The organism is Xanthomonas arboricola (assembly GCF_003353015.1).
Taxonomy (GTDB): Bacteria; Pseudomonadota; Gammaproteobacteria; order Xanthomonadales; family Xanthomonadaceae; genus Xanthomonas; species Xanthomonas arboricola_E.
Genome location: NZ_QREM01000009.1, coordinates 1,562,988 through 1,584,257, shown reverse-complemented (window position 1 = coordinate 1,584,257; position 21,270 = coordinate 1,562,988). Strand labels below are relative to the sequence as shown.

Here is a 21,270-nt window from a genome sequence, read left to right as displayed (position 1 = left end):
TCAAGCAACCGGACGGTTGCGACCCGACGCATCAGCCAAGAGGTCCACGCAATGCTGCAAGCCCGTGTGTGTGAGTTGTCCCGTGATTGCGCCAACGCTGCCGAGCGTGCGCCATGTCGCTCGCGACTGAGTGTTGCCGTCCGTCGCCTGCTGCTGGGTGGCGCTGCCCTCGCCGGTGCCAGCATGCTTCCCGCGTTTGCGCAGGAGGCGGAACCCGCCCGGCAACAGCCGTCCGCGCAGACCAACCCATCGGTGTCCACGCTGGACGAGGTCAAGGTGGTCGGCTATCAGGCCAGCCTCGGCAAGGCACTCAACGTCAAGCGCAATGCCGATGCGATCGTCGATGCGATCAGCGCCGAAGACATCGGCAAATTCCCCGATACCAACGTCGCCGAGTCGCTGTCGCGGCTGTCCGGCATCACCGTGGACCGGCAGTTCGGCGAAGGCGAGAAGGTCAGCATCCTCGGCACCGATCCGGCGCTCAACCGCGTGCTGCTCAACGGCCAGACCATTGCCTCCACCAGCTGGGGCGGCGACCCCAACGACCCGGACAGCCGCTCGTTCAACTACAGCACGCTGGCGCCGGAAGTGGTCGGCCTGATGGAGGTCTACAAGACGCCGGAAGCGCGCATCGACGAAGGGTCGATCGGCGGCACCGTGATCGTGCACACGCGCAAACCGCTCGAACTGGAGCGCAATACGCTGACCGGCACGGTGAGCTATGGCTACAACGATCGCTCCGACGAAGGCAAGCCGAACGCCTCGGCCCTGTACAGCTGGAAGAACCAGGACGAAACGTTCGGCGTGTTGGCTTCGGTGATGCATTCCCAGCGTGTCCTGCGCCGCGAGGGTGTGGAGATCTTCGGCTACGACGATGTCGCCGACGCGGCGTTTCCGCCGGCGGTGGTCGGCAACAACACCGGCGTGTTCCCGACCTCGATCAATACCGCGCTGTTCCAGCAGACGCGCAAGCGCGATGGCGTCAGCGCCGCCCTGCAATGGAAGCCCGATGCCGACTTCGAGCTCAACCTGACCGGCCTGTACGTCACCGAGAATTTCGACAACTACAACCAGAGCCGCTACGGGTACTGGGGCTCTAACCCCGGCGATGCGCAGGCGCTGGGCTTCGAGAACGGCGTGGCGACCTCGGGCACCTTCGGCGATCAGTCCACCACCTTCCTGGATGGCTACCTGCGCAGCAGCGATGTCAGCACCGGCAGCATCCATCTGCGCGCCGACTGGCATGGCGACGGCTGGAATGCCTCCAGCCAGGTCGGTTACACCAGTTCCCAAGGCGGTGCCGAGCGCATCTACGGCATCCAGTTCCGCAATCTCGCCGGTTACAGCTACAACATCGACGGGCGCCGCACCGCGATGGACTACAGCACCGATCCCACCAATGCGGCGGCAATGCAGCTCAACAATGCCTCCGCCAGCCACAGCCCGCAGTACGACAAGGAGCGCTACCTGCAGCTGGACTTCGACCATGCGGTGGAGTGGGGCCCGTTCACGCAGATCCTGACCGGCATCAAGCTCACCAATCATGCCACCGGGCAGTCGTCCTACAGCCGCACCTGGACGCCGAACGACGGCAGCACGCTCGCGGATTTCTCGCCAGGCACCACGCCGTCCGGCTACCTGGACGGCCTGTCCACCAGCGCCGACATGCAACGCTGGTCCACCATCGGCCGCGGCGCGATCGGTCGCTACATCGGTGGCCTGGAAGGCGATGCCGGCCTGCCGATCAGCTACGCCGGCAACTACAGCATCGAGGAGCAGAACCGCGCCTGGTTCCTGCAGGGCAATTTTTCCGGCGAGCGCTATCGCGGCAACATCGGCGTACGCTACGTGCACACGCGCGATTCCACCGACGGTTTCAGCTACGCGCCCGGTGGCGGCTATACGCCGGTCAACTTCCTCAGCAGCTATGGCAAGTGGCTGCCGTCCTTCAACATCGCCTACGACCTGCGCGACGACCTGATGCTGCGCCTGGCTGCCTCCAAGGTCATCGCGCGGCCGCGCTACACCAACATGACCCCGTACGTGGCCACTGACGACACCACGCTCACCGCGTCCACGGGCAATCCCGGCCTGAGCCCGTACGAGTCGACCAACCTGGGCGCTTCGCTGGAGTGGTATTTCTCCGACAGCAGCCTGCTCAGCGGCGAGTTCTTCTCGCGCGACATCTCCAACTACATCCTGACCACGGTGGAAGACCGGGTGTTCTTCAACAACGCCACCGGCGGCTCAAGCACCTACCAGACGTCCGTGCCGACCAATGCCGGCGATGCCAAGGTGCAGGGCGTGGCGCTCAACCTGCAGCACAACTTCGGCAACGGGTTCGGCGTGGTGGCCAATTACACCTATTCCGATTCGAAAACCGATGGCGATTACAGCCTGCCGTACAACTCGCGCAACGCCTACAACCTCAGCCCGTACTACGAGCAGGGCAAATGGAGTGCGCGGGTGAACCTGGGCTGGCGCTCGGAATATTTCACCCAGATCGGCCGCCTCAACGGGCAGCAGATGACCGATGCGTTCACCCAGGTCGATGCCTCGTTCGGCTACCAGGCCACCGAGCGGCTGCGCGTGGCGCTGGAAGCCACCAATCTGCTGGATGAAACCTACTTCAGCTACATCGGCAACAAGAACCAGCCGTACTACCTCTACAAGAACGGCCGCTCCTTCATGCTGAGCCTGAACTTCAAGCTGTGACGCATCGCCGGGCGGCTGTCGTGCAGCCGCCCGGTTGAATAGTGATACCCCGCGTGTGCGCTGCATCCCTGACGTCGACCGGGTTGGGTGGTCGCCAGCCCGGAGCGGTGCAGTCACATCCTGCCTGGCGCTCCCACATCAGCGTTGCGTCGCTGCAACGGCATGCGCGATGCATTGGCTATGCGCTGGCCCTGCGCGCCGCCGCAATCGCCGCAATCCGTGCCGTCGCCAATGCCTCGCCGATCTGCGGGCCTTGCAGGCCTTCTGCGGCCAGGTCGCGCGCATTGATGGCCAGTGCAGCAGCATGCAGGCGTTTGAGTTGGTCGCCCTGTGGATACGCGGCCTCTTCACTGCCTAGCCGGCCACGTTTATCGGCTTCGCAGACCAGGGCGAGTTGTGCGATGCGCTCGGGGCGGCGGAACCCGTCGCAGCGCACCAGCAGCTCGTGCACGGTGCGGTCGCGCAGTTCGGACAGGCGGTGCACATTCAAGTGCTCGCGGCAGGCAGTGACGGCGAGCTGGCGATAATCCTGCGGCACCTTGAGGCGCTCGCATAATGTCTGCAGCGGGGCGAGGCCGCGCTGTTCGTGCATGATGTGGCGCGGCCACTCCTCCGGCGGGGTGAGCGCCTTGCCCAGGTCGTGAGTCAGTGCGGCAAAGCCCACCAGCGCATCGCCGGGCGCCAGCCGCGCAGCCATGTCGCTGACCATTTCCTGGTGAGTGCCGGTATCCACCTCCGGATGAAATTCGGCACGTTGCGGCACGCCATACAGGGCATCGATTTCGGGCAGGATGATGCGCAGCGCTTCGGTGTCGTGCAGCGTGCGCAGGAAGGCCGACGGCTGCGCACTCTCCAGCACGCGACGTAATTCCTGCCACACCCGTTCGGGCACCAGGCTGTCCAGTTCGCCGCTGGCGGCCATCTCGCGCACCAAGGCGGCGGTTTCGGGCGCGATGGTGAAACCAAGCGGCGCCAGCCGCGCCATGAAGCGGGCAGCGCGCAACACGCGCACGGGATCTTCGACAAACGCCGGCCCCACGTGGCGCAACACGCGCGCTTGCAGATCGCGCGCGCCGCCATACGGGTCGAACAACTCGCCGGTGTCCTCGTCGCGCGCAATCGCGTTGATGGTGAAGTCGCGGCGCAGCAGGTCTTCTTCCAGGGTCACCGACGGATCGGCATCCACCACAAACCCGCGATAGCCGCGCCCGGACTTGCGCTCGGTGCGCGCCAACGCATATTCCTCGCCGCTACGCGGATGCAGGAACACCGGGAAATCCTTGCCCACCGGTTTGAAGCCCAGGCGTTCCATCTGCGCCTGATCGGCACCGACCACGACCCAGTCGCGGTCGCCAGCGGGCTGGCCAAGCAGGGCATCGCGGACTGCGCCGCCAACGAGATAGATCTTCATCGCGACATGATGCCCGATGCAGGGCGCGGGTCGAAACACCACGCATCGATTGCCGTGGGACTTTTGGGCAACGTTTTGGAATGCCAGGCGACGCCAACATGCTCTCAGCAGCTGGCGCCGATCGGTCAATGCGGGTCATCCAGTCGTAGCGCTGAGAGTGGCGGATCTGCGGCCTGGCTGTAGGGCCCTCGCCCGCCTGGCATCGGAGGACACGCTGCAAGGCAGGGCCAGTGAACTACGGCCTGGCTGCGGGGCCCTTGCCCGCCCACCACCGCGGGACACGCTGCAAATACATCCTTGTAGCGCTTACGTGGCTTTGCGGCCGTCAACAGCAAGCCAACGCGACTTGCGACTGGCCTGTGTAGGTCAGCTGTAGAGCGGATGGGCTGCGACTTGGCTGCAGGGCCCTTGCCCGCCCACCATCGCGGGACACGCTGCAAGTACGTCCCTGTAAGCTCTAACGCGGCATCCATGCCGCGTAAGGTCCCGCGACGGTGGGCGGGCAAGGACCAGTCGAGAGGGTCGGTGCGCAAGGTAAGAGCAGTGCTGGGTGCGCCTTGTTCGACGATGAAGCATCCGCTCCATCTCTGATGCACTCCGCAGTACAAACAGCTTTTCAAATGAGCGCCAACCAACTGTCTGGTGCGGTGTCCTCGCCGGTTGCGGGACCGTGTGGCGGCATGAATGCCGCCACCGAGCTCCCAGGGACGGGTTCACGGCGTGTCCTGCAAGCGGTGAGGGCGCCGCGCCCTCGACGCACCGGGCTTTCGATTTGCACCCGAACGACGCAATGACCTGAAATGCTGGTTGGCCTCAAAGCCTCAAAGCCTCAAAGCCTCAAAGCCTCAAAGCCTCAAAGCCTCAAAGCTCCAATCCCCGATGAGTGCCGAGCGATGCGTATCAGCGGGGTATCGCATGCTTTGCGCCCCTGGCCGAGACAACCACCCTCACCGCGCAAGCACGCCCCCTCAGTCGGTGGCGGTGCTCGTTGGTTGGCTCGCCGCTCAGTCCTGCGCCGCGTTGGTGGTCGCCTGGCCCGGCGTGCATACCGGCTTCAGGCGCTTGTCCACCAGCTTGCCCATCAGGCGATCGCTCAGCGGCAGCATGTCGCCGTTGAGTTGCCAGTCGTAGATCACGCTGAAGGCCAATACGCGCGCAACGTACTCGCGGGTTTCCTTGTAGCTGATGGTCTCGATCCAGAAATCCGGCTCGAAGCTGGGGCGTTGCGATTGCCAGCGCCCGGTCGGCCCCGGGCCGGCGTTGTAGGCGGCGATGGTGAGGTAGGGCAGGCCGTAGGTGTTGAGCAACTGGCGTAGATAGGCGGTGCCGATGGCGATGTTGGTGTCCGGCTCGTACAGGCTGGTGGCGCCTGCGTAGCCGGGCAGGGCGATGCCCTTTGCCACGGCCGCGCCGGTGCCCGGCAAGACCTGCATCAGGCCCATCGCGTTGGCAGGCGAACGCGCGCGTGGATTGAAGATGCTTTCGGCACGGATCTCTGCTGCCACCCAGGCCGGGTCGATCGCGTTCTTGGCCGCTTCGCGGCGAATGCTGTCGTCGTGATGTAGCGGAAAGCGCAACGCATATAGCCGTTGTTCGTCCGGCTGCTTGCCTAGCGCGAACACCGCGCGATCAAACCAGCCGTTTTCGTTGGCCACCTGCACCGCTAGCCGGCGCTGGGTGTCGTCGAAGCGGCTGGCGGCGTCGTTCCACTCGGCCACCGCCCAACCGGGGCGGTCGATCTGGAACAGGGCGATCGCGCGGTTCAACGCCGGATCGCGCGCGACGGCGGCCTTTGTTTGCGGATTGTCCTTGGGCTCCCACGGACACAGCCGATACGGCTGCTGCAGGCGATCGGCGGCCAGGAAGCCGTGGAAGGTCGGCGATTGCGCGGCGGCGCGATACAGCGGCTGTGCGGCTGCGGCCGCGCCGGTCTTCTCGGCCAGGCGCGCTTCGAAGTACTGCCAGCGCGAATCGCTGCGCTGGGTCGCCGGCATCTTGCGGATCGCCGCCAGGGCCGCCGGCCAATCGCCACGCGACATCGCCTCGCGCGCGCGCCATTCGTGCAGGCGCTCGTCGTAGGAGGCATCGGGGACTGCATTGAGGCGCCGTGCCGAATCGGGCAGGTAGGACGCCACCGTCCACAGCGCGATCTGGTACAGCACCTGGCCGCGCTGCGCCTCGCTGAAGCCGAGTGCGGTCGCCAGCTGTGGCAGCTGCTGCTCGGCCGCGTCCGGATCGCTCTTGGCGAGTTTGGCCAGGCCGTCGACGGCGATGCGACGGCTGCGCTCGGTCTTTGGCCAACCAAGTGCACGCGGGTGCACCTTGTCCAGAAACGCGGCGTAATCGTTCGCCAATGCCAGATCGGCCGCCGGCAAGCCGCGCGCGGCGGTGCGCATCACCGCCGGCTGCTGTGCATCGGCAGCCGCTTCCACGCGTTCCCAGCGCAGCGCGGCAGTGAGCTCGCCTCGCGCTTCCAGCCCGGCAACCACCGGATCGCAGGCATCGGGCAGGCCCTTGCCCGAGCGCCACAAGGTCAACGCGTCGCGGCTCCACTGTGCATCCAGCTTGCCGGTCGCCTGGCGTGCGGTCAGCTGCGCGCAGCGCAGGCCCAGGTTGTCGGTGGGCTTCCAGTTGGCCAGCAAGGTGTTCCAGTCCTGGCGGCGCGCCACCGCCGGCAACCAGGTGCCGCGGAAGCTTTCGGCCACCGGCTGGCCCGCATAACGCTGCAGGAATCCCTGCGCCTGCGCATTGGACACCTTGTCGATGTTGCGCTTGAGCGTGGCAAATTCCAGCCAGCCATACAGCGGGTGGCGGTTCAACGCGCCCAGCTGACCGGCATCGGACTGGCCGCGCTCTGCAGCAGCGATGGCATCGCGCATGGCGGTCAGTTGCGGGTCCAGGCTCTGGGCATGCAGCGCAGTGCTGCCAAGGCACAGCAGGCCGACGAAAACAGTGGCAAGACGGGGGGGATAAGTCATTGCGCGATGATACCGAAGCACGCCTGCGCGCCTGAGTGAATGCGCACTGGGTCTGTGCCGACTGGCGCTGCCGGCAGTGATGGGCGTGCAGTGCGATGCAGCTGCGTACCGCGCATGCGTACCCGTGGCCCGATGCGGTTGAGCAATGCAGACCCCTTTCCACTGCGGCACGGTCGGCTTGCGGGGCGTTAAGGTTTCGTTTAAAAGTGGGGGCGGACCGCAGGGCACGGGGGCGTGCGGACACTCAAGAATCCTTCTGGAGAGAGAAAGGATGAAGCGTCTGATTGGCCCCCGTCGGTCACGCCTGGCTGTGCCGTTGTCCTTGTGTCTGGTTCCCACACTCGCCTGGGCGCAACAGCCCGAGGCCGCCCCGAGCACGCGCACGCTCGACAGCGTGCAGGTCACCGGTACGCGCATCAAGACCGCCGAATTGCAGGGCCAGGTGCCGATCCAGACGCTCAACCGCGCCGATATCGAACGCACCGGCCTGACCTCCATCGGCGAGGTGCTGCAGGAACTTACCGCGTCGGGGTCGGCGCTCAACGCCAAGTTCAACTCGTCGGGCAACTTCGGTTTTCCGCCCGATGGCGGTGGCGTGGGCGCCGGCTCGGCGCAGGTGGATCTGCGTCATCTCGGTTCCAAGCGCGTGCTGGTCCTGGTCGATGGCATCCGCTGGGTCAACGAATCCTCGGCCTCGGGCGTGGGTTCGTCGACCGACCTCAATACCATTCCGCTGGCGATCGTGGAGCGCATCGAGGTGCTCGAAGATGGCGCCTCGTCGCTGTACGGCTCGGACGCGATTGCCGGCGTGGTCAACATCATCACCCGGCGCAGCTTCGACGGTGCGCAGGTCACGCTCAACTACGGGCAATACGGCAAGGGCGACGGCGCCAACCAGGGCATGGACCTGGCCTGGGGCACCAGCGGCGAGGACTTCAGCCTGTTTCTGGGTGCCAGCTACGTCAAGCAGGATCCGATCTATGCACGCGATCGCGCGCAGGCGCGCTTTCCGATTCCGGGCACCGGGCTGACGTTTGCCAGTTCGGCAACGCCGGATGGGCGCTTCCAGTTCGTCGATCCCAACACCGGCGTGCGTCAGAACCTCACGCCCAACGCCGGTGTCGGCACGCCGCAATACGATGGCAGTGCGGGGTGTACACGCAGCGACGATTACCACTGCTTTGGGACTGCAGACCGCTACAACTTTGCCGAACAGAATCTGCTGCTGACGCCGTCCGAGCGCAAGGGCGTGTTCGCGCAGTTCCGCTATTACTTCAACGACGACGTGCAGTGGTACGTCAAGGCGCTGGGCAACCGGCGCGAGTCGACCAACCAGGCCGCGCCCGAGCCGATCTTTCTCGGCCCCGATGCCGGCACCGGCAATCCGCTGGCCGACAACATCGTGATTTCCGCGCTCAATCCGTTCAATCCATTCGGCTTCGCGTTGGATTCGGCCACCAACCTGATCCAGATTGGCCGCCGCCCGGTCGAAGGCGGTGCGCGCCGGTTCGAGCAGCAGGTCGACACGCAGTATTTCGGCACCGGCCTGGTGGGCACTTTCGAAGGCGCGGCGCGGACCTGGTACTGGGACGTCAACGGCATGTACAGCAAGAACAAGGCCGAACAGACCAACTACGGCAGCTACAACCTCTACAACATCAATCTGGGCCTGGGCGATCCGGCCGCATGTGCGGCGGTGGCCGGCTGCGTGCCGCTGGATATCTTCGGCGGCGCCGGCAGCATCACGCCGGAGATGTTGCGTTGGATCCAGCCGGTGGTGCGCGACCGCAGCCAGAACGAGTTGAGCCTGTTCACCGCCAACCTCAGCAGCGAGCTGTTCCAGCTGCCCGGTGGCGCGGTGTCGTTCGCCACCGGCTACGAGTACCGCAAGTACGAAGGGTCCTACCAACCCGATCCGCTCACCGTGGCGGGGCGCTACAACGGTGTACCGTCATTGCCGACCTCGGGCAGCTACGACGTCAACGAGGCCTATCTCGAACTCAATATCCCGATCTTCGCCAATTCGTCGCTGGGCGACAAACTCGACTTGAACATCGCTGGCCGTTATTCGGATTACTCCACCTTCGGCGGTGAGTTCACACCAAAATACGGCTTGCGTTGGCAGGTCACCGATGAGTTGGTGTTGCGCACCAGTTACGCGGAGGGCTTCCGTGCGCCGACCATCGGCGAGTTGTTCGGTTCGGCCGCGCGCGCCGATCTGCAGTTGTCCGATCCATGCTCGATCGGGTTGGGCGGCACCGCACCGCGCGGCAGCGCCGCGAACTGCGCATCGCTCGGCGTACCGGCCGGCTACCAGCAGGCCAACCAGCAGATCTCGGTCACCACCGGCGGCAACGAGCAGCTGGATCCGGAGCGTTCGCGCAGCTTCAGTGCCGGTTTCGTGTTCAGCCCGGGCTTCGCCAGCAATGCCAGCTGGTCCGATCGCCTCGATCTGGAGATGACGTTCTATCGGCACCATGTCGACGGCGCGATCCAGGCGATCAATGCGCAAACCCAGCTGGACCTGTGTGTGGATACCCTGGACGCGCTGTATTGCAACGGCATCGGGCGCGCCTCCACCGGTGGCATCAACGCGTTCAACAATCGCTTGACCAATCTGGGCTCGATCAAGACCGACGGTTGGGATGTGGATCTGTTCTGGACGTTGCCGGAGACGGCGTTTGGCCGTTTCAAGTTGTCCTGGCAGAACACCTTCGTGGGCCGTTACGAGGCGCTCGGTGCGGCGGGGCAACGGCAGCCGCAGGGTCCGGGCATCGAAGTCGTGGACAGCGCGATCCCGGAATGGACCAGCAACGCGGTGCTGGACTGGTCGCTGGGTCACTGGACTGCGTCATGGACCGCGCGCCACATTTCCAAGCTCACCGAGCAATGCGGCGATGCGGTGGAATTTGCGGTGTGTTCCAATCCTGCAGTAGGCACCAATCGCCTGGATGCGATCACCTATCACGATGCACAGCTGGGCTATCGCGTCGATTGGCTCAAGGGTCTGCAACTGACGGCCGGCTTGAACAACGTCTTCGACAAGGATCCGCCGCTGTGCCTGTCGTGCTCCCTCAATGGCTACGACGCCTCCACCTACGACATTCCCGGTGGGCGCTTCTGGTATGCGCGGGTCGACTTGAAGTTTTAGTCTGTCTGGGCCGCCGTAAAGCGGAGAGCGGCTGATCTGCGGATTTGCTGCAGGGCCCTTGCCCGCCCACCCTCGCAGGACACGCCGTGAATCCGTCGATGGAGTCTTTTACGCGGCATCCATGCCGCCTAAGGTCCCGCGACGGTGAGCGGGCAAGGACCCGTCGAGAGGGTCGGTGCGCATGGAAGAGCAGTGCTCGATGCCTTCGTTCGATCATGAAGNCGGTGAGCGGGCAAGGACCCGTCGAGAGGGTCGGTGCGCATGGAAGAGCAGTGCTCGATGCCTTCGTTCGATCATGAAGCATCGGTTCTCCGTTTGATGCAGATCGCACGACAGACAGCTTTTCAAATGAGCGCCGACCAACTGTCTGGTGCGGTGTCCTCGCCGCTTGCGGGACCATGTGGCGGCATGGATGCCGCCACCGAGCCCCAGGTACGGGTTTACGGCGTGTCCCGCAACCGGTGAGGGCACCGCGCACTCGACCCAGGGTGGCGCACCGCGTTTTCTAGCGTTACCCGCGCACGGGCGCATCGCCGGCCACGTAGTAGTCGGCCGTGCTGCGCGGCAGTGGCGTGCGGCCACGCATGCGGTCGGCGATCTTCTCGGCGATCATGATGGTGGTGGCGTTGAGGTTGCCGGTGATGATGCGCGGCATGATCGACGCATCGATCACGCGCAGGCCTTCAATGCCGTGCACGCGGCCCTGTCCATCGACCACCGCCATGTCGTCGCTGCCCATCGCACAGGAGCAGGACGGGTGATACGCCGTCTCTGCGCGCGCGCGCACGAAGGCGTCCAGCTCGGCATCGGTCCTGCAGTCTGCGCTCGGGCTGATTTCGCGGCCGCGGTAGGCGTCCAGTGCGGGCTGGGCGATGATCTCGCGGGTGATGCGGATCGCATCGCGGAATTCCTGCCAGTCCTGATCGGTGGATTGGTAGTTGAACAGGATCGACGGATGCTGGCGCGGGTCGCGCGACTTGGCATGCACGCGCCCGCGGCTGGGGGTGCGCATCGAGCCTACATGCGCCTGGAAACCGTGTTCCTTCACCGCATTGCTGCCGTTGTAATTGATCGCAACGGGGAGGAAGTGGTACTGGATATTGGGCCAGTCGAATTCTTCGCGCGTGCGGATGAAACCGCCGGCTTCGAACTGATTGCTGGCACCGGTGCCGGTGCCGGCGAACAGCCACTGCGCACCGATGGCCGGCTGGTTCCACCATTGCAATGCCGGATACAACGATACCGGCTTGGTGCAGGCGTACTGGATATAGACCTCCAGATGATCCTGCAGGTTCTGGCCGACGCCGGGCAGGTCGTGCACCAGCTGCACATCGAGTGCGCGCAGCAGGTCGGGCGCGCCGACGCCTGAGCGTTGCAGCAGCTGCGGCGAGGCGATCGCGCCTGCACACACCAGCACCTCGCGGCGCGCATGCGCGTCGATGCCTTCGCTGCTGTTGCCGACCAGGTAGTGCACGCCGATCGCGCGCTTGCCGGCAAACAGGATGCGGTCGGTGGTGGCATGGGTGACGATGTGCAGTCCATCGCGCGGGCGCGCCATGTCCAGATAGCCGCGCGCCGTACTGGCACGGCGTCCCTGCGGCGTCACCGTGCGGTCCATCGGCCCGAAGCCTTCCTGCTGATAGCCATTGAGATCGTCGGTGCGCGGGTAACCGGCCTGCACGCCGGCATCGACCATGGCATGGAACAGCACGTTGTTGTCGTTCTTCGGCGTGGCCACGCTGACCGGGCCTTCGCCGCCGTGATACTCGTTGGCGCCGATGTCGCGGGTTTCGGCCTTGCGGAAGTATGGCAACACATCGCGGTAGCTCCAGTCCTCCAGGCCCGGCCGCCTGGCCCAGTGGTCGAAGTCCAGCGCGTTGCCGCGGATGTAGCACATGCCGTTGATCAGGGACGAGCCACCCAGCCCCTTGCCGCGCCCGCATTCCATGCGCCGGTTGTCCATATGCGGCTCCGGCTCGGTTTCGTAGGCCCAGTTGTAGCGGCGGCCCTGCAGCGGGAAGGCCAGCGCCGCCGGCATCTGGGTGCGGAAGTCCAGCCGGTAATCCGGCCCGCCCGCTTCCAGCAGCAACACGCTGACGCCCGGATCTTCGGTCAGGCGCGCGGCCAGCACGTTGCCTGCCGAGCCGGCGCCGATGATGATGTAGTCGTATTCGCGTTGCATGAGCTTCTCCTTGGTGCGGTGCCGGTTGAAGCGGCTTTCAGGACGATTGCGCAGTGGGCCGGCGGTCTGGTTCGAAACGGCAGCCGTCGATCCGACAGCACGATGGGCAGGTCGCGGCTCGCGCGTGTTGCCGGTGCCGCTGGGCGACTGCCTGTCAGGGAGCGTCAGCCTGTCAGAACACCGACACGTAGCGTTCCAGTTCGACCTGGATGGACTTGGTGCGGGTATAGGCCTGCAGCGTCGCCAGGCCGTTTTCGCGGCCCACGCCGGATTGCTTGTAGCCGCCCACCGGCATCGGTGCCGGCGATTCGCCCCAGGTATTGATCCAGCAGATGCCCGCTTGCAGGCGATGGATCAGGCGATGCGCGCGCGCCAGGTCCGGCGTGACCACGCCGGCGGCCAGGCCGTAGGTGGTGGCATTGGCGCGTGCGATCGCTTCGTCTTCGTCGTCGTAGGTGAGCAGGCTCAGCACCGGCCCGAAGATCTCCTCGCGCACGATGGTCATCACGTCGGTGCAATCGCTGAAGATGGTCGGTGCGACATAGCAGCCTTGTGCCAGTGCGCCGTCGCGCAGACGTTCGCCCCCACACAGCAGGCGTGCGCCCTCGGCCTTGCCCTGTTCGATGTAGTCCAGCACCCGCTGCATGTGCGCGGCGCTGACCATCGGGCCGAAGGTGGTGCGCGCGTCCAGCGGGTCGCCGATGTGGATGCGTTGCACGCGTGCCAGCAGCCGCGCCTCGAAGGCGGTGCGCAGCGCGCGCGGCACGAACACACGCGTACCGTTGGTGCAGACCTGCCCGGAGCTGTAAAAGTTGGCCATCATCGCGATGTCGGCGGCCAGATCCAGGTCGGCGTCGGCGCAGACGATCAAGGGCGACTTGCCGCCCAGTTCCATGGTCACGTCTTTCAGCGACGAACTCGAGGCACTGGCCATCACCTTGCGCCCGGTCGCGGTGCCGCCGGTGAAGCTGATCTTTTCGATCTGCGGGTGTTCGGTGAGCGCGGTGCCTACGCTGGCGCCGTCGCCGGGCAGCACGTTGAACACGCCATCGGGCAGGCCGGCCTCGGTGAAGAGTTCGGCCAGCTTGAGTGCGGTCAGTGGTGTCACTTCGCTGGGCTTGAAGATCATTGCGTTGCCGGCTGCCAACGCGGGCGCGGCCTTCCACAGCGCGATCTGGATCGGGTAATTCCACGCGCCGATCGCGCCGACCACGCCGAGCGGCTCGTGCCGCGTATAGAAGAAGCTGCCTTCCCGCAGCGGCACCTGTGCGCCCTGCAGCGCCTGCGCCACCCCGGCGTAGTACTCCAGCACGTCCGCGCCGGTGACGATATCCACGCTGCGGGTTTCGCTCAGTGGCTTGCCGGTGTTGAGCGTTTCCAGCTCGGCCAACGCATCGTTGCGCTCGCGCAGCAGCGCCACCGCACGCAGCAGGATGCGCGAGCGTTCCACCGTGGTCAGCGCGGCCCACTGCTGTTGGCCGGCCTTGGCACTGTCGACTGCAGCATCCAGGTCATCGGCGCCGGCATTGTGCACATTGGCCAGCACCTCGCCGGTGGCGGGGTTGACCACCTCGAAGGTGTGGCCGCCGCGGGCGGGGACGTAACGGCCGCCGATATACAGCAACTGGTCGGGGAAACGTGGCATGACAAACCTCCTGTGGGGCGCACGCCGCAGCGGCGGCACCTCAGCGCGTGAGATGCAGGAACTGCAGGTGACGCTCGTATTGATCGATGATGTCGTTGATGATCTGTTCGCGGCTGTAACCGACCAGGTCGTAATCCTGGCTGCCTTCGTACAGATACACTTCGGCGCGGTAATAGCGTTGGTTGCGCAGGCGCTGCGCGGCGAAGGACGGTGTCAGGTAGCCGCGCATCACCACCTGGTAGCGGAAGCCCTGCTGCTCGCCGTGGTCGACGCTGATCTCCATGTCGTCGTCGTCGAGCCGGCTGCTGACCTGCCAGCCTTCTTCCTGCAACTGCGCGGTGACCGCTTCGATCGCCGGGCGCACCTGGTCGTGCATGAAACGATAGACCTCGTCGCGCGCGGGGAAGTGCATCGCCTGGCCCAGGCGCTGACGCCAGCCGCGGTGATGCCGCGATTGCCCGATCAGCGGGCTGGGGCTGTAGAGCTGCGCACGCTTGCGCTGCGATTCCTGGCTGAGCGCGCGCGACAAACCCCAGGCCATCAGCAGCAACACCGCGGAGAACGGCAGCGAGGCCAGCACCACGGCCGATTTCAGCGCGTCCATGCTGCCAGCCAGCAACAGGCCGCCGGTTACCACTGCGGTGAGCACGCCCCAGAACACGCGCAGCCAGCGCGGGCCGTCGTCGTGCGGTTCGCCGCCGTGGGAGGACAGCGTGGACAACACCACCGTGCCCGAATCGGCAGAGGTCACGAAGAACACGAAGCTGATCGCCACCGTCACCGTGATCACGGTGCGGCTCCACGGGTAGCTTTGCAGCAGGGAGTACAACACCGTCTCCGGTGCAGCGATGGCCTGTTGCGCCAGCGCACCCTGGCCGTGATGCAGCAACTGGTCCAGCGCGCTGTTGCCGAAGATCGACAGCCACGCCAGGGTGAAGCCGAGCGGGATCAGCAACACGCCCAGCACGAACTCGCGAATGGTGCGGCCGCGCGAAATGCGTGCGATGAACAGGCCCACGAACGGTGCCCAGCCGATCCACCACGCCCAGTAGAACACCGTCCAGTTGCCGAGCCAGTCGCTGCGCCCGCCGTAGGCGTACACGTCGAAACTCTTGTTGACCACACTGCCCAGGTAGTCGCCCAGGTTCTGTATCAGCGCGTTGAGCAGATACTGCGTGGGGCCGGCAAACAGCATGAACAGCAGCAGCGCGATCGCCAGCAGCATGTTGATGTCCGACATCCAGCGCACGCCTTTCTCGACGCCGGACACCGCCACCACGATCGCTGCGCCCATCATCGCCACGATCAGCGCCACCTGCACCCAGTGCGCATGCGGCACCTCCATCAAGGTGCTCAGGCCGGCGTTGAGATGCAGCACGCCAAAGCCCATGTCCGCGCCCAGCCCGAACACGGTGGCCACGATGCCCAGTGCGTCCACGGTGTAGCCGATCGGCCCGTTGATGCGCTTGCCGATCAGCGGATACAGCGCCGAGCGCAAGGCCAGCGGCAGATTGTGGCGGAACGCGAAATACGCCAGCGCCATCGCTGCCAGTGCGAAGACGCCCCAGCCGTGCAATCCCCAATGCAGGAACAGCAACTGCATGGCCTGGCGCGCGGAAGCTTCGCCGTTGCCGGTGCCGCCTTGCGGCGGCTGCAGGTAATGGGTGAGCGGTTCGGAGACGCAGAAGAAGAACAGGGTGATGCTGATGCCCGCAGCGAACAACATGCCGGCCCAGGAGAGATAGCTGAATTCCGGCTCGTCGTGATCGGCGCCGAGCTTGATGTTGCCGTAGCTGGACAAGGCCACGCCGAGCACGAACACCAGGTACACCGTCATCGCCAGCAGGTAGTACCAGCCGACATTGCGCGAGGCCCAGGTCTGCGCGTCCAGCAGCACGCGACCGGCCTGCAACGGAAACAACGACACCAACAATGCAAACGTACAGACGACGGTCGCCGCCAGCACGAATACCGGCCGCAGGGTGCGCACCGGCGACGGCTGCGGCGCTATTGCACTCATGCCGACACACTCATATGACGCGTATCACGTGCCGTGCTCCCAACGAAAAACCGCCTGCGTTATCGCACAGGCGGCGTCGAGGGGGTGTCATCGGTCGAGGTCGCCAGTGCGACCCCGTAGCCACTTTGCGCGATGGTCAACGCAGCAGGTGCTGCGGCACGCGGATATCCATGCCGACGGCAAGATGATCGGAGAACGCTGCGGGAATCGCTTCGATATGGTCGATCGTCAGGCTGTCGCTGACCAGGATGTGGTCGATCGCCCGGTCCGGACGCCAGCTCGGGAACGTATGCACCTCGCAGCTGGGCGGTTGCAAGCGCGTGTGCCGATACAGCGCCTGCATTTCCGGCCGGTCGGCCATGCAGTTGAAATCGCCCATCAACATCGCGTTGGGATGCTCGGACAACAACTCGGCGATGAAGGCCAGCTGTGCCATGCGCGAATTGGCGCCCAGCGACAGGTGCGCCACTGCCACCGCCAGGCCTTCGCGGCCCTGGCCGAACTTGGCCAGCAGGATGCCGCGCCCGCCGATCCGGCCGGGCAGGGCGTGGTCCTGCACTTCCAGCGGTTCCAGCTTGCTGAGCAGGCCGTTGGCGCTGGAGGCGACTCCGCCCATGCGGCGGTTGGGCTGGTGGCTCCAGTAATGGAAGCCGGCGCGCTCGGCCAGGTAGTGGGTCTGGTTGGTGAAGCCCGAGCGCAGGCTGCCCGGGTCGGCCTCCTGCAGGCCGACGATGTCGCGCTCGCCGGCCAGTTTGGCGATGCTGTCCAGGCTGGTGCGTTTGCTGCCCAGCGGCAGCGCATGCGACCAGCTGCGCGTGACGTAGTCGCTGTAGCGGCGGGTGCTGGAGCCGGCCTGGATATTGGCCGTCAGCACCCGCAGGGTGCGCGAATCCGATGCGTTCACGGGGCGGCGATCGACAGGATCACTTGGCCAGCGTGGCGCGTTCGCGCGCGATCAGGTGATCGGCGATACGCAGCATGTCCGGGAAGCTCTGGCCCTTGACCAGGTACTTGCCGTTGACGATCAGCGACGGGGTGCCGGTGAGCTTGCTGCGGGTGGCGAACTGCTTGGCGCGATTGGTCTTGGCCGACACGCCGAAGCTGCTCATGGTGTCGATGAAGGTCTTCTGGTCCACGCCATACTTGGCGTAGAACGCAGCGATGTCCTGCACCGAATCCTTGCCGCGCTCGCCCTTGAGGGTCTGCTCGGTATGGATGGCCTTGTACAGCGCTTCGTGGGTCTTCTCCTGCACGCCCAGGGTCTCGGCGGCGTAGAACGCACGGCCGTAGTCGTCCCACGGGCCGCCGAACATCGCCGGCACGTAGACGAAATGCACGTCCGACGGCAGGCCGGCCTTCCACGGTCCGATCAGCGGCTGGAACGCGTTGCAGGCGGGGCAGACATAGCCGAAGACCTCGGCCACTTCGATCTTGCCGGCGGCCTGCTGGTAGGGCTGGCCGCCTTCGATATCCAGATAGTCGGTGCCGGCGACCGGCTCGGGGCCGTTCGGTGCGCGCGGTGCGGCGCTGGGGGCAGCGGCCGGCGGCGTGTTGGCCTTTTCGTCGACCGCAGGCGGCGCGGCGGGGTCGGCGGCCGGCGTGGCAGCGGCTGGCGCAGGCGCGGCTTCGGTCGCCGGCGTGGTGGCGGCAGGTGCGGTGTCGGACGAGCCGTCCTGGGCCTTGCAGGCGACCAGGATCGGCAGCAGCGCCATCAGCGTCAGGGCGAAGCGGGTCTTCATCGGATTGGTTCTCCAGCGTGGGGCGAGGAAAGGGCCGGACGGCCGCGGGGCGCATGATGCCATGGGCGGCCGTCGGTGGCGGTTACGCGGTTCAGCGCTTGGCAGGGCCGGCGTGTTCGCGGGCGATCAGGTAGTCGACCACGCGCAGCATGTCCGGGTAGTTGCGCGCGCCGATCAGATAGTGCCCGTTGACGATGATGGCCGGGGTGCCGGGCAGCTTGCTGCGCTTGACGAACTCGCGCGCCGCCTCGAGCCTGGCCTCCACCGCCTGGCTCTTGTAGGTCTCGACGAAGCGCTGCTGCGGCACCCCGTAGCCGGCATAGAACGCGGCCAGTTCCTCCGGGGCGACGTTCTGGGTCGGCACGGTCTGCTTTTCGTGGATCGCCTCGAACATGGCGCGATGGCTGCGCTTGGCCACGCCCAGGAGGTCGGCGGCGAAGTAGGCGCGCGCGAACGCATCCCAGAACCCGCCAAATGCCGCCGGCACCGGGGTGAAGCGCACATAGGACGGCTGCTTGGCCGCCCAGGCCTCCAGGGTGGGCTCGAAGTGTGCGCAGTGCGGGCAGGTGTAGCCGAACACTTCGACCACCTCGACCTTGCCGGCCAGCGGCGCGTACGGCTGGCCGCCGTCGATGACGATGTAGTCGTCGCCTTCCACCGGCGGGGCGTTCTTGTCGGCGGCGCAGGCCGAAAGTGGCATCAGCATCAACAGCAGCAGGGACAGACGGGAAAGCAGGTTCATGCGGGCTCCGTGGGGGTGGGAAGCGGGAGGGCGGGAAACGACGACGCCGGTCGCAGGACCGGCGTCGTGACACGGTGTGGCGGTTGCGGCCGTCAGCTCATGAGCGTGCGGGCGTTGCTGCGGGTGGTTGCATGGCGGCCGCATCGTCGGCGCGGTCGTGCAGGCCCTGCAGATAGCTGGCCAGCGCCTGGATTTCCTGCTCGGTCAGCGGCTGCGCCACCTGCGCCATGATATTGAACAGCGCCGGGTTGCGCTCCTGGGTGGTGCCGGCCTGGTAGTCCTTCAGGCGCCGCGCCACGTACTCGGCATGCTGGCCGCCCAGGCGCGGATACGCCGGGCCGGGATTGCCGCTGCCGGACGGGCCGTGGCAGGCCATGCAGGCCGGCACGCCACGCGCGACATCGCCGCTGCGGTAGAGCTTCTCGCCGACCTCGTAGAACTTCAGGCCCTGGTAGGGCCCCTCGTTGACCACCGCGTCGTCGGCCACCCCGGCGGCGGATTTCTGCGTGGCAAAGTAGGCGCCCAGGTCGCGCATGTCCTGCGCGGTGAGGTCCTTGACGAACGGCACCATCACCGCCGACATGCCGGTATTGCGCTCGCCGCTGGCGATCAGGGCGACCTGGTGCGCCACGTAGCGCTCGGTCTGGCCGGCGATGCGCGGGTACATGGCCACCGCCGGATTGCCGTCCGGGCCATGGCAGGCCGCGCAGGCGGCGGCCTTGGTCTGGCCGGCCTTGGCATCGCCCCAGGTGGTCTTGGACAGGTCCACCTCCAGCGGCGCAACGCGCACCGGCGGCGGATCGGGGATCGGCGTGACCGCCGACTGCGCAAACGCCACGGCGGCAATGACCGGCACGGCAAGGGCGGCGAGGACTAGCACACGAGCATGGCGCATCAGCTGAAGCTCCGTATGGATCCGGCCCGCGCGCGGTGGGTACTGGCTGTGGCAGGCGTGCTTCGATTATCGACACGCCTTTGCGCCAGGGTCAACGAACAGTGCAGCAAAACCGTCAGGCCCCGAACGTGCGATCCTAGCGGGATGTCGCTCCTTATCGAACAAGCCCGCTACCACCTGTCCGCCCACAACGCCCGGCAACTGCCCGACGATGGCGGCTACGAGGTGGCCTTCGCCGGCCGCTCCAACGCCGGAAAATCCAGCGCACTCAATGCGCTGACCCGCCAGAATGCGCTTGCCCGCGTGTCCAAGACCCCTGGCCGCACCCAGCAGCTGGTGTTCTTCCAGATCCAGCCCGAGCGCTATCTGGTGGATCTGCCCGGTTACGGCTACGCCAAGGTGCCGCAGGACCTGCAGGCGCACTGGCAGGCCTTCATCGACCGCTATTTCCGCACCCGCGAGGCACTGCGCGGGCTGGTGGTGGTGATGGACATCCGCCACCCGCTCAAGGATTACGACCTGCAGATGCTCGGCTATGCCGCCGAACGCGGCCTGCCCGCGCACGGCTTGCTGACCAAGGCCGACAAGCTCGGCCGCGGCCAGCAGATGCAGACCCTGCAGAAGGTCAAGAAGGAAGTGACCTCGCGCTTCGGCGACAGCGTGACCGTGCAGACCTACTCCGGCGAATCGCGCCAGGGCGTGGACGAATTGCGCGGCATCGTCGGCGGCTGGCTGGGCCTGGAGACGGAGCCGTCCGCGCAGGCGTGATCGACGCCGGTCTGCATCGGGCGGTCGCGGTCAGCGATGCCCGGCGGAAGGCTGGGGGAGTCGGGCAGATCCTGGTGCGGCGCGACGATCGGTCCACTTGCCGGGCGCCGTCGCGGTGTCGGCCGCTACGGACTCACCCCGCCGCGCATCACGTTCTAGACCTGCACGCCGAACAAGCTGCCGACCAGACCGGTGGCAAGCATGGCGGCCGCACCCCAGAACACCACCCGTAGTGCGCCGCGCCACAATCTGGCGCCACCGGCGCGCGCCGCGAGTGCGCCGGTGACTGTCAGTCCGGCCAGTGTCGCTGCGCCCGTTGCCCAGATTTGCCCGCCGGCCGGTGCAAGCAGGGCGGCAACCACCGGCAGCACCGCGCCGGCAATGAATGCTGCCGCCGACGTTGCTGCGGCCTGCAGCGGGCGGGCGCGCGCCGTTTCGGTGATGCCCAGCTCGTCGCGTGCGTGGGCTTGCAGGGCGTCGTGAGCGGTGAGCTGTTCTGCGACGCGGCGTGCCAGCGTGGGGTCGAGGCCGCGCTGGCAGTAAATGGCAGCCAGCTCGTCCAGTTCGCTTTCGGGAACGTCCTTCAGTTCGCGGCGCTCGGTCTCCAGGTCCGCATGTTCTGTGTCGACCTGCGACTGCACCGAGACATACTCTCCCGCCGCCATCGACATCGCGCCGGCCACGGTTCCGGCAACGCCGGTCGCGAGCACCACCGAGGCGGAAGCGCCTGCGCTGGCCACCCCGACCAGCAGCCCGGCGACCGAGACGATGCCGTCGTTGGCACCGAGCACGGCTGCACGCAGCCAACCGCTGCGGTCGCTGCGATGGGTTTCGATGGGGTGCGCAGGCATGTCTGGCTCCGTTGGCTACCAGGAGCGTATGCCAAGCCATCGCCATCGGTGTGACCGTCTTGCATCGCATCGGGCTGCGTAGTGCCCATGGATGGAAATCTCAGACCTGGCCGATGACCGCGATTCTTCCATGACCTACGGTTATAGTGCGGGCCTTGCGGTGGCTGGGGAAT

At 66.2% G+C, this 21,270-nt stretch carries 13 protein-coding genes; 3 read left to right on the top strand and 10 right to left on the bottom strand.

What is annotated here, in order from left to right:
* Window positions 1–183 precede the first annotated feature (183 nt).
* A complete protein-coding gene (locus C0541_RS17225; protein ID WP_115050189.1) occupies window positions 184–2,715 on the top strand; it encodes a TonB-dependent receptor in 2,532 nt (843 codons plus the stop codon).
* Window positions 2,716–2,893: 178 nt separating this feature from the next.
* On the opposite strand, the gene C0541_RS17220 is transcribed toward C0541_RS17225, so the two are convergent.
* Both C0541_RS17220 and C0541_RS17210 read right to left on the bottom strand, forming a co-directional pair.
* Complete coding sequence (locus C0541_RS17220) at window positions 2,894–4,126, bottom strand: multifunctional CCA addition/repair protein (protein ID WP_115050188.1); 1,233 nt, start codon at window positions 4,124–4,126, stop codon at window positions 2,894–2,896.
* A 1,004-nt stretch (window positions 4,127–5,130) separates the two neighbouring features.
* Window positions 5,131–7,104, bottom strand: coding sequence for a transglycosylase SLT domain-containing protein (locus C0541_RS17210; RefSeq protein ID WP_193725936.1), 1,974 nt, complete (start codon window positions 7,102–7,104; stop codon window positions 5,131–5,133).
* Between the two features lie 271 nt (window positions 7,105–7,375).
* On the opposite strand from C0541_RS17210, the gene C0541_RS17205 reads away from it, so the two are divergent.
* Window positions 7,376–10,255: a TonB-dependent receptor gene (locus tag C0541_RS17205; RefSeq protein ID WP_115050186.1), complete on the top strand. Its 2,880-nt coding sequence runs from the start codon at window positions 7,376–7,378 to the stop codon at window positions 10,253–10,255.
* A 511-nt stretch (window positions 10,256–10,766) separates the two neighbouring features.
* On the opposite strand, the gene betA is transcribed toward C0541_RS17205, so the two are convergent.
* The 7 genes from betA to C0541_RS17160 all read right to left on the bottom strand — a co-directional run bounded on the left by betA (window position 10,767) and on the right by C0541_RS17160 (window position 19,478).
* Window positions 10,767–12,437: a choline dehydrogenase gene (gene betA, locus C0541_RS17190; RefSeq protein ID WP_115050184.1), complete on the bottom strand. Its 1,671-nt coding sequence runs from the start codon at window positions 12,435–12,437 to the stop codon at window positions 10,767–10,769.
* A gap of 172 nt (window positions 12,438–12,609) precedes the next feature.
* Complete coding sequence (betB, locus tag C0541_RS17185) at window positions 12,610–14,082, bottom strand: betaine-aldehyde dehydrogenase (RefSeq protein ID WP_115050182.1); 1,473 nt, start codon at window positions 14,080–14,082, stop codon at window positions 12,610–12,612.
* Window positions 14,083–14,122: 40 nt separating this feature from the next.
* Complete coding sequence (gene betT / locus C0541_RS17180) at window positions 14,123–16,102, bottom strand: choline BCCT transporter BetT (RefSeq protein WP_115050180.1); 1,980 nt, start codon at window positions 16,100–16,102, stop codon at window positions 14,123–14,125.
* Window positions 16,103–16,238: 136 nt separating this feature from the next.
* Window positions 16,239–16,976, bottom strand: coding sequence for an endonuclease/exonuclease/phosphatase family protein (locus C0541_RS17175; protein ID WP_115050453.1), 738 nt, complete (start codon window positions 16,974–16,976; stop codon window positions 16,239–16,241).
* 49 nt (window positions 16,977–17,025) lie between these two features.
* A complete protein-coding gene (locus C0541_RS17170) occupies window positions 17,026–17,841 on the bottom strand; it encodes a thiol:disulfide interchange protein DsbA/DsbL (RefSeq protein ID WP_115050178.1) in 816 nt (271 codons plus the stop codon).
* A 91-nt stretch (window positions 17,842–17,932) separates the two neighbouring features.
* Complete coding sequence (locus C0541_RS17165) at window positions 17,933–18,583, bottom strand: thiol:disulfide interchange protein DsbA/DsbL (protein WP_115050176.1); 651 nt, start codon at window positions 18,581–18,583, stop codon at window positions 17,933–17,935.
* 97 nt (window positions 18,584–18,680) lie between these two features.
* Window positions 18,681–19,478, bottom strand: coding sequence for a c-type cytochrome (locus tag C0541_RS17160; protein WP_161960115.1), 798 nt, complete (start codon window positions 19,476–19,478; stop codon window positions 18,681–18,683).
* A gap of 144 nt (window positions 19,479–19,622) precedes the next feature.
* Here C0541_RS17160 and yihA point away from each other — a divergent pair, with 144 nt between their 5' ends.
* Window positions 19,623–20,246 (top strand): ribosome biogenesis GTP-binding protein YihA/YsxC, encoded by a 624-nt coding sequence (yihA, locus tag C0541_RS17155; protein WP_115050174.1) that lies wholly within the window; start codon window positions 19,623–19,625, stop codon window positions 20,244–20,246.
* Window positions 20,247–20,401: 155 nt separating this feature from the next.
* On the opposite strand, the gene C0541_RS17150 is transcribed toward yihA, so the two are convergent.
* Window positions 20,402–21,097 carry a VIT1/CCC1 transporter family protein gene (locus C0541_RS17150; protein WP_115050172.1) on the bottom strand — a complete coding sequence of 232 codons (696 nt, stop codon included), beginning with the start codon at window positions 21,095–21,097 and terminating at the stop codon, window positions 20,402–20,404.
* Between the last annotated feature and the right edge of the window lie 173 nt (window positions 21,098–21,270).

Excerpts from the sequence above, each read along its gene's own strand:
- C0541_RS17225 (WP_115050189.1), top strand. The coding sequence starts at position 184 with ATGCTTCCCGCGTTTGCGCAGGAGGCGGAACCCGCCCGGCAACAGCCG.
- C0541_RS17220 (WP_115050188.1), bottom strand. The coding sequence starts at position 4,126 with ATGAAGATCTATCTCGTTGGCGGCGCAGTCCGCGATGCCCTGCTTGGC.
- C0541_RS17210 (WP_193725936.1), bottom strand. The coding sequence starts at position 7,104 with ATGACTTATCCCCCCCGTCTTGCCACTGTTTTCGTCGGCCTGCTGTGC.
- C0541_RS17205 (WP_115050186.1), top strand. The coding sequence starts at position 7,376 with ATGAAGCGTCTGATTGGCCCCCGTCGGTCACGCCTGGCTGTGCCGTTG.
- betA (WP_115050184.1), bottom strand. The coding sequence starts at position 12,437 with ATGCAACGCGAATACGACTACATCATCATCGGCGCCGGCTCGGCAGGC.
- betB (WP_115050182.1), bottom strand. The coding sequence starts at position 14,082 with ATGCCACGTTTCCCCGACCAGTTGCTGTATATCGGCGGCCGTTACGTC.
- betT (WP_115050180.1), bottom strand. The coding sequence starts at position 16,102 with ATGAGTGCAATAGCGCCGCAGCCGTCGCCGGTGCGCACCCTGCGGCCG.
- C0541_RS17170 (WP_115050178.1), bottom strand. The coding sequence starts at position 17,841 with ATGAAGACCCGCTTCGCCCTGACGCTGATGGCGCTGCTGCCGATCCTG.
- C0541_RS17165 (WP_115050176.1), bottom strand. The coding sequence starts at position 18,583 with ATGAACCTGCTTTCCCGTCTGTCCCTGCTGCTGTTGATGCTGATGCCA.
- C0541_RS17160 (WP_161960115.1), bottom strand. The coding sequence starts at position 19,478 with ATGCGCCATGCTCGTGTGCTAGTCCTCGCCGCCCTTGCCGTGCCGGTC.
- yihA (WP_115050174.1), top strand. The coding sequence starts at position 19,623 with ATGTCGCTCCTTATCGAACAAGCCCGCTACCACCTGTCCGCCCACAAC.
- C0541_RS17150 (WP_115050172.1), bottom strand. The coding sequence starts at position 21,097 with ATGCCTGCGCACCCCATCGAAACCCATCGCAGCGACCGCAGCGGTTGG.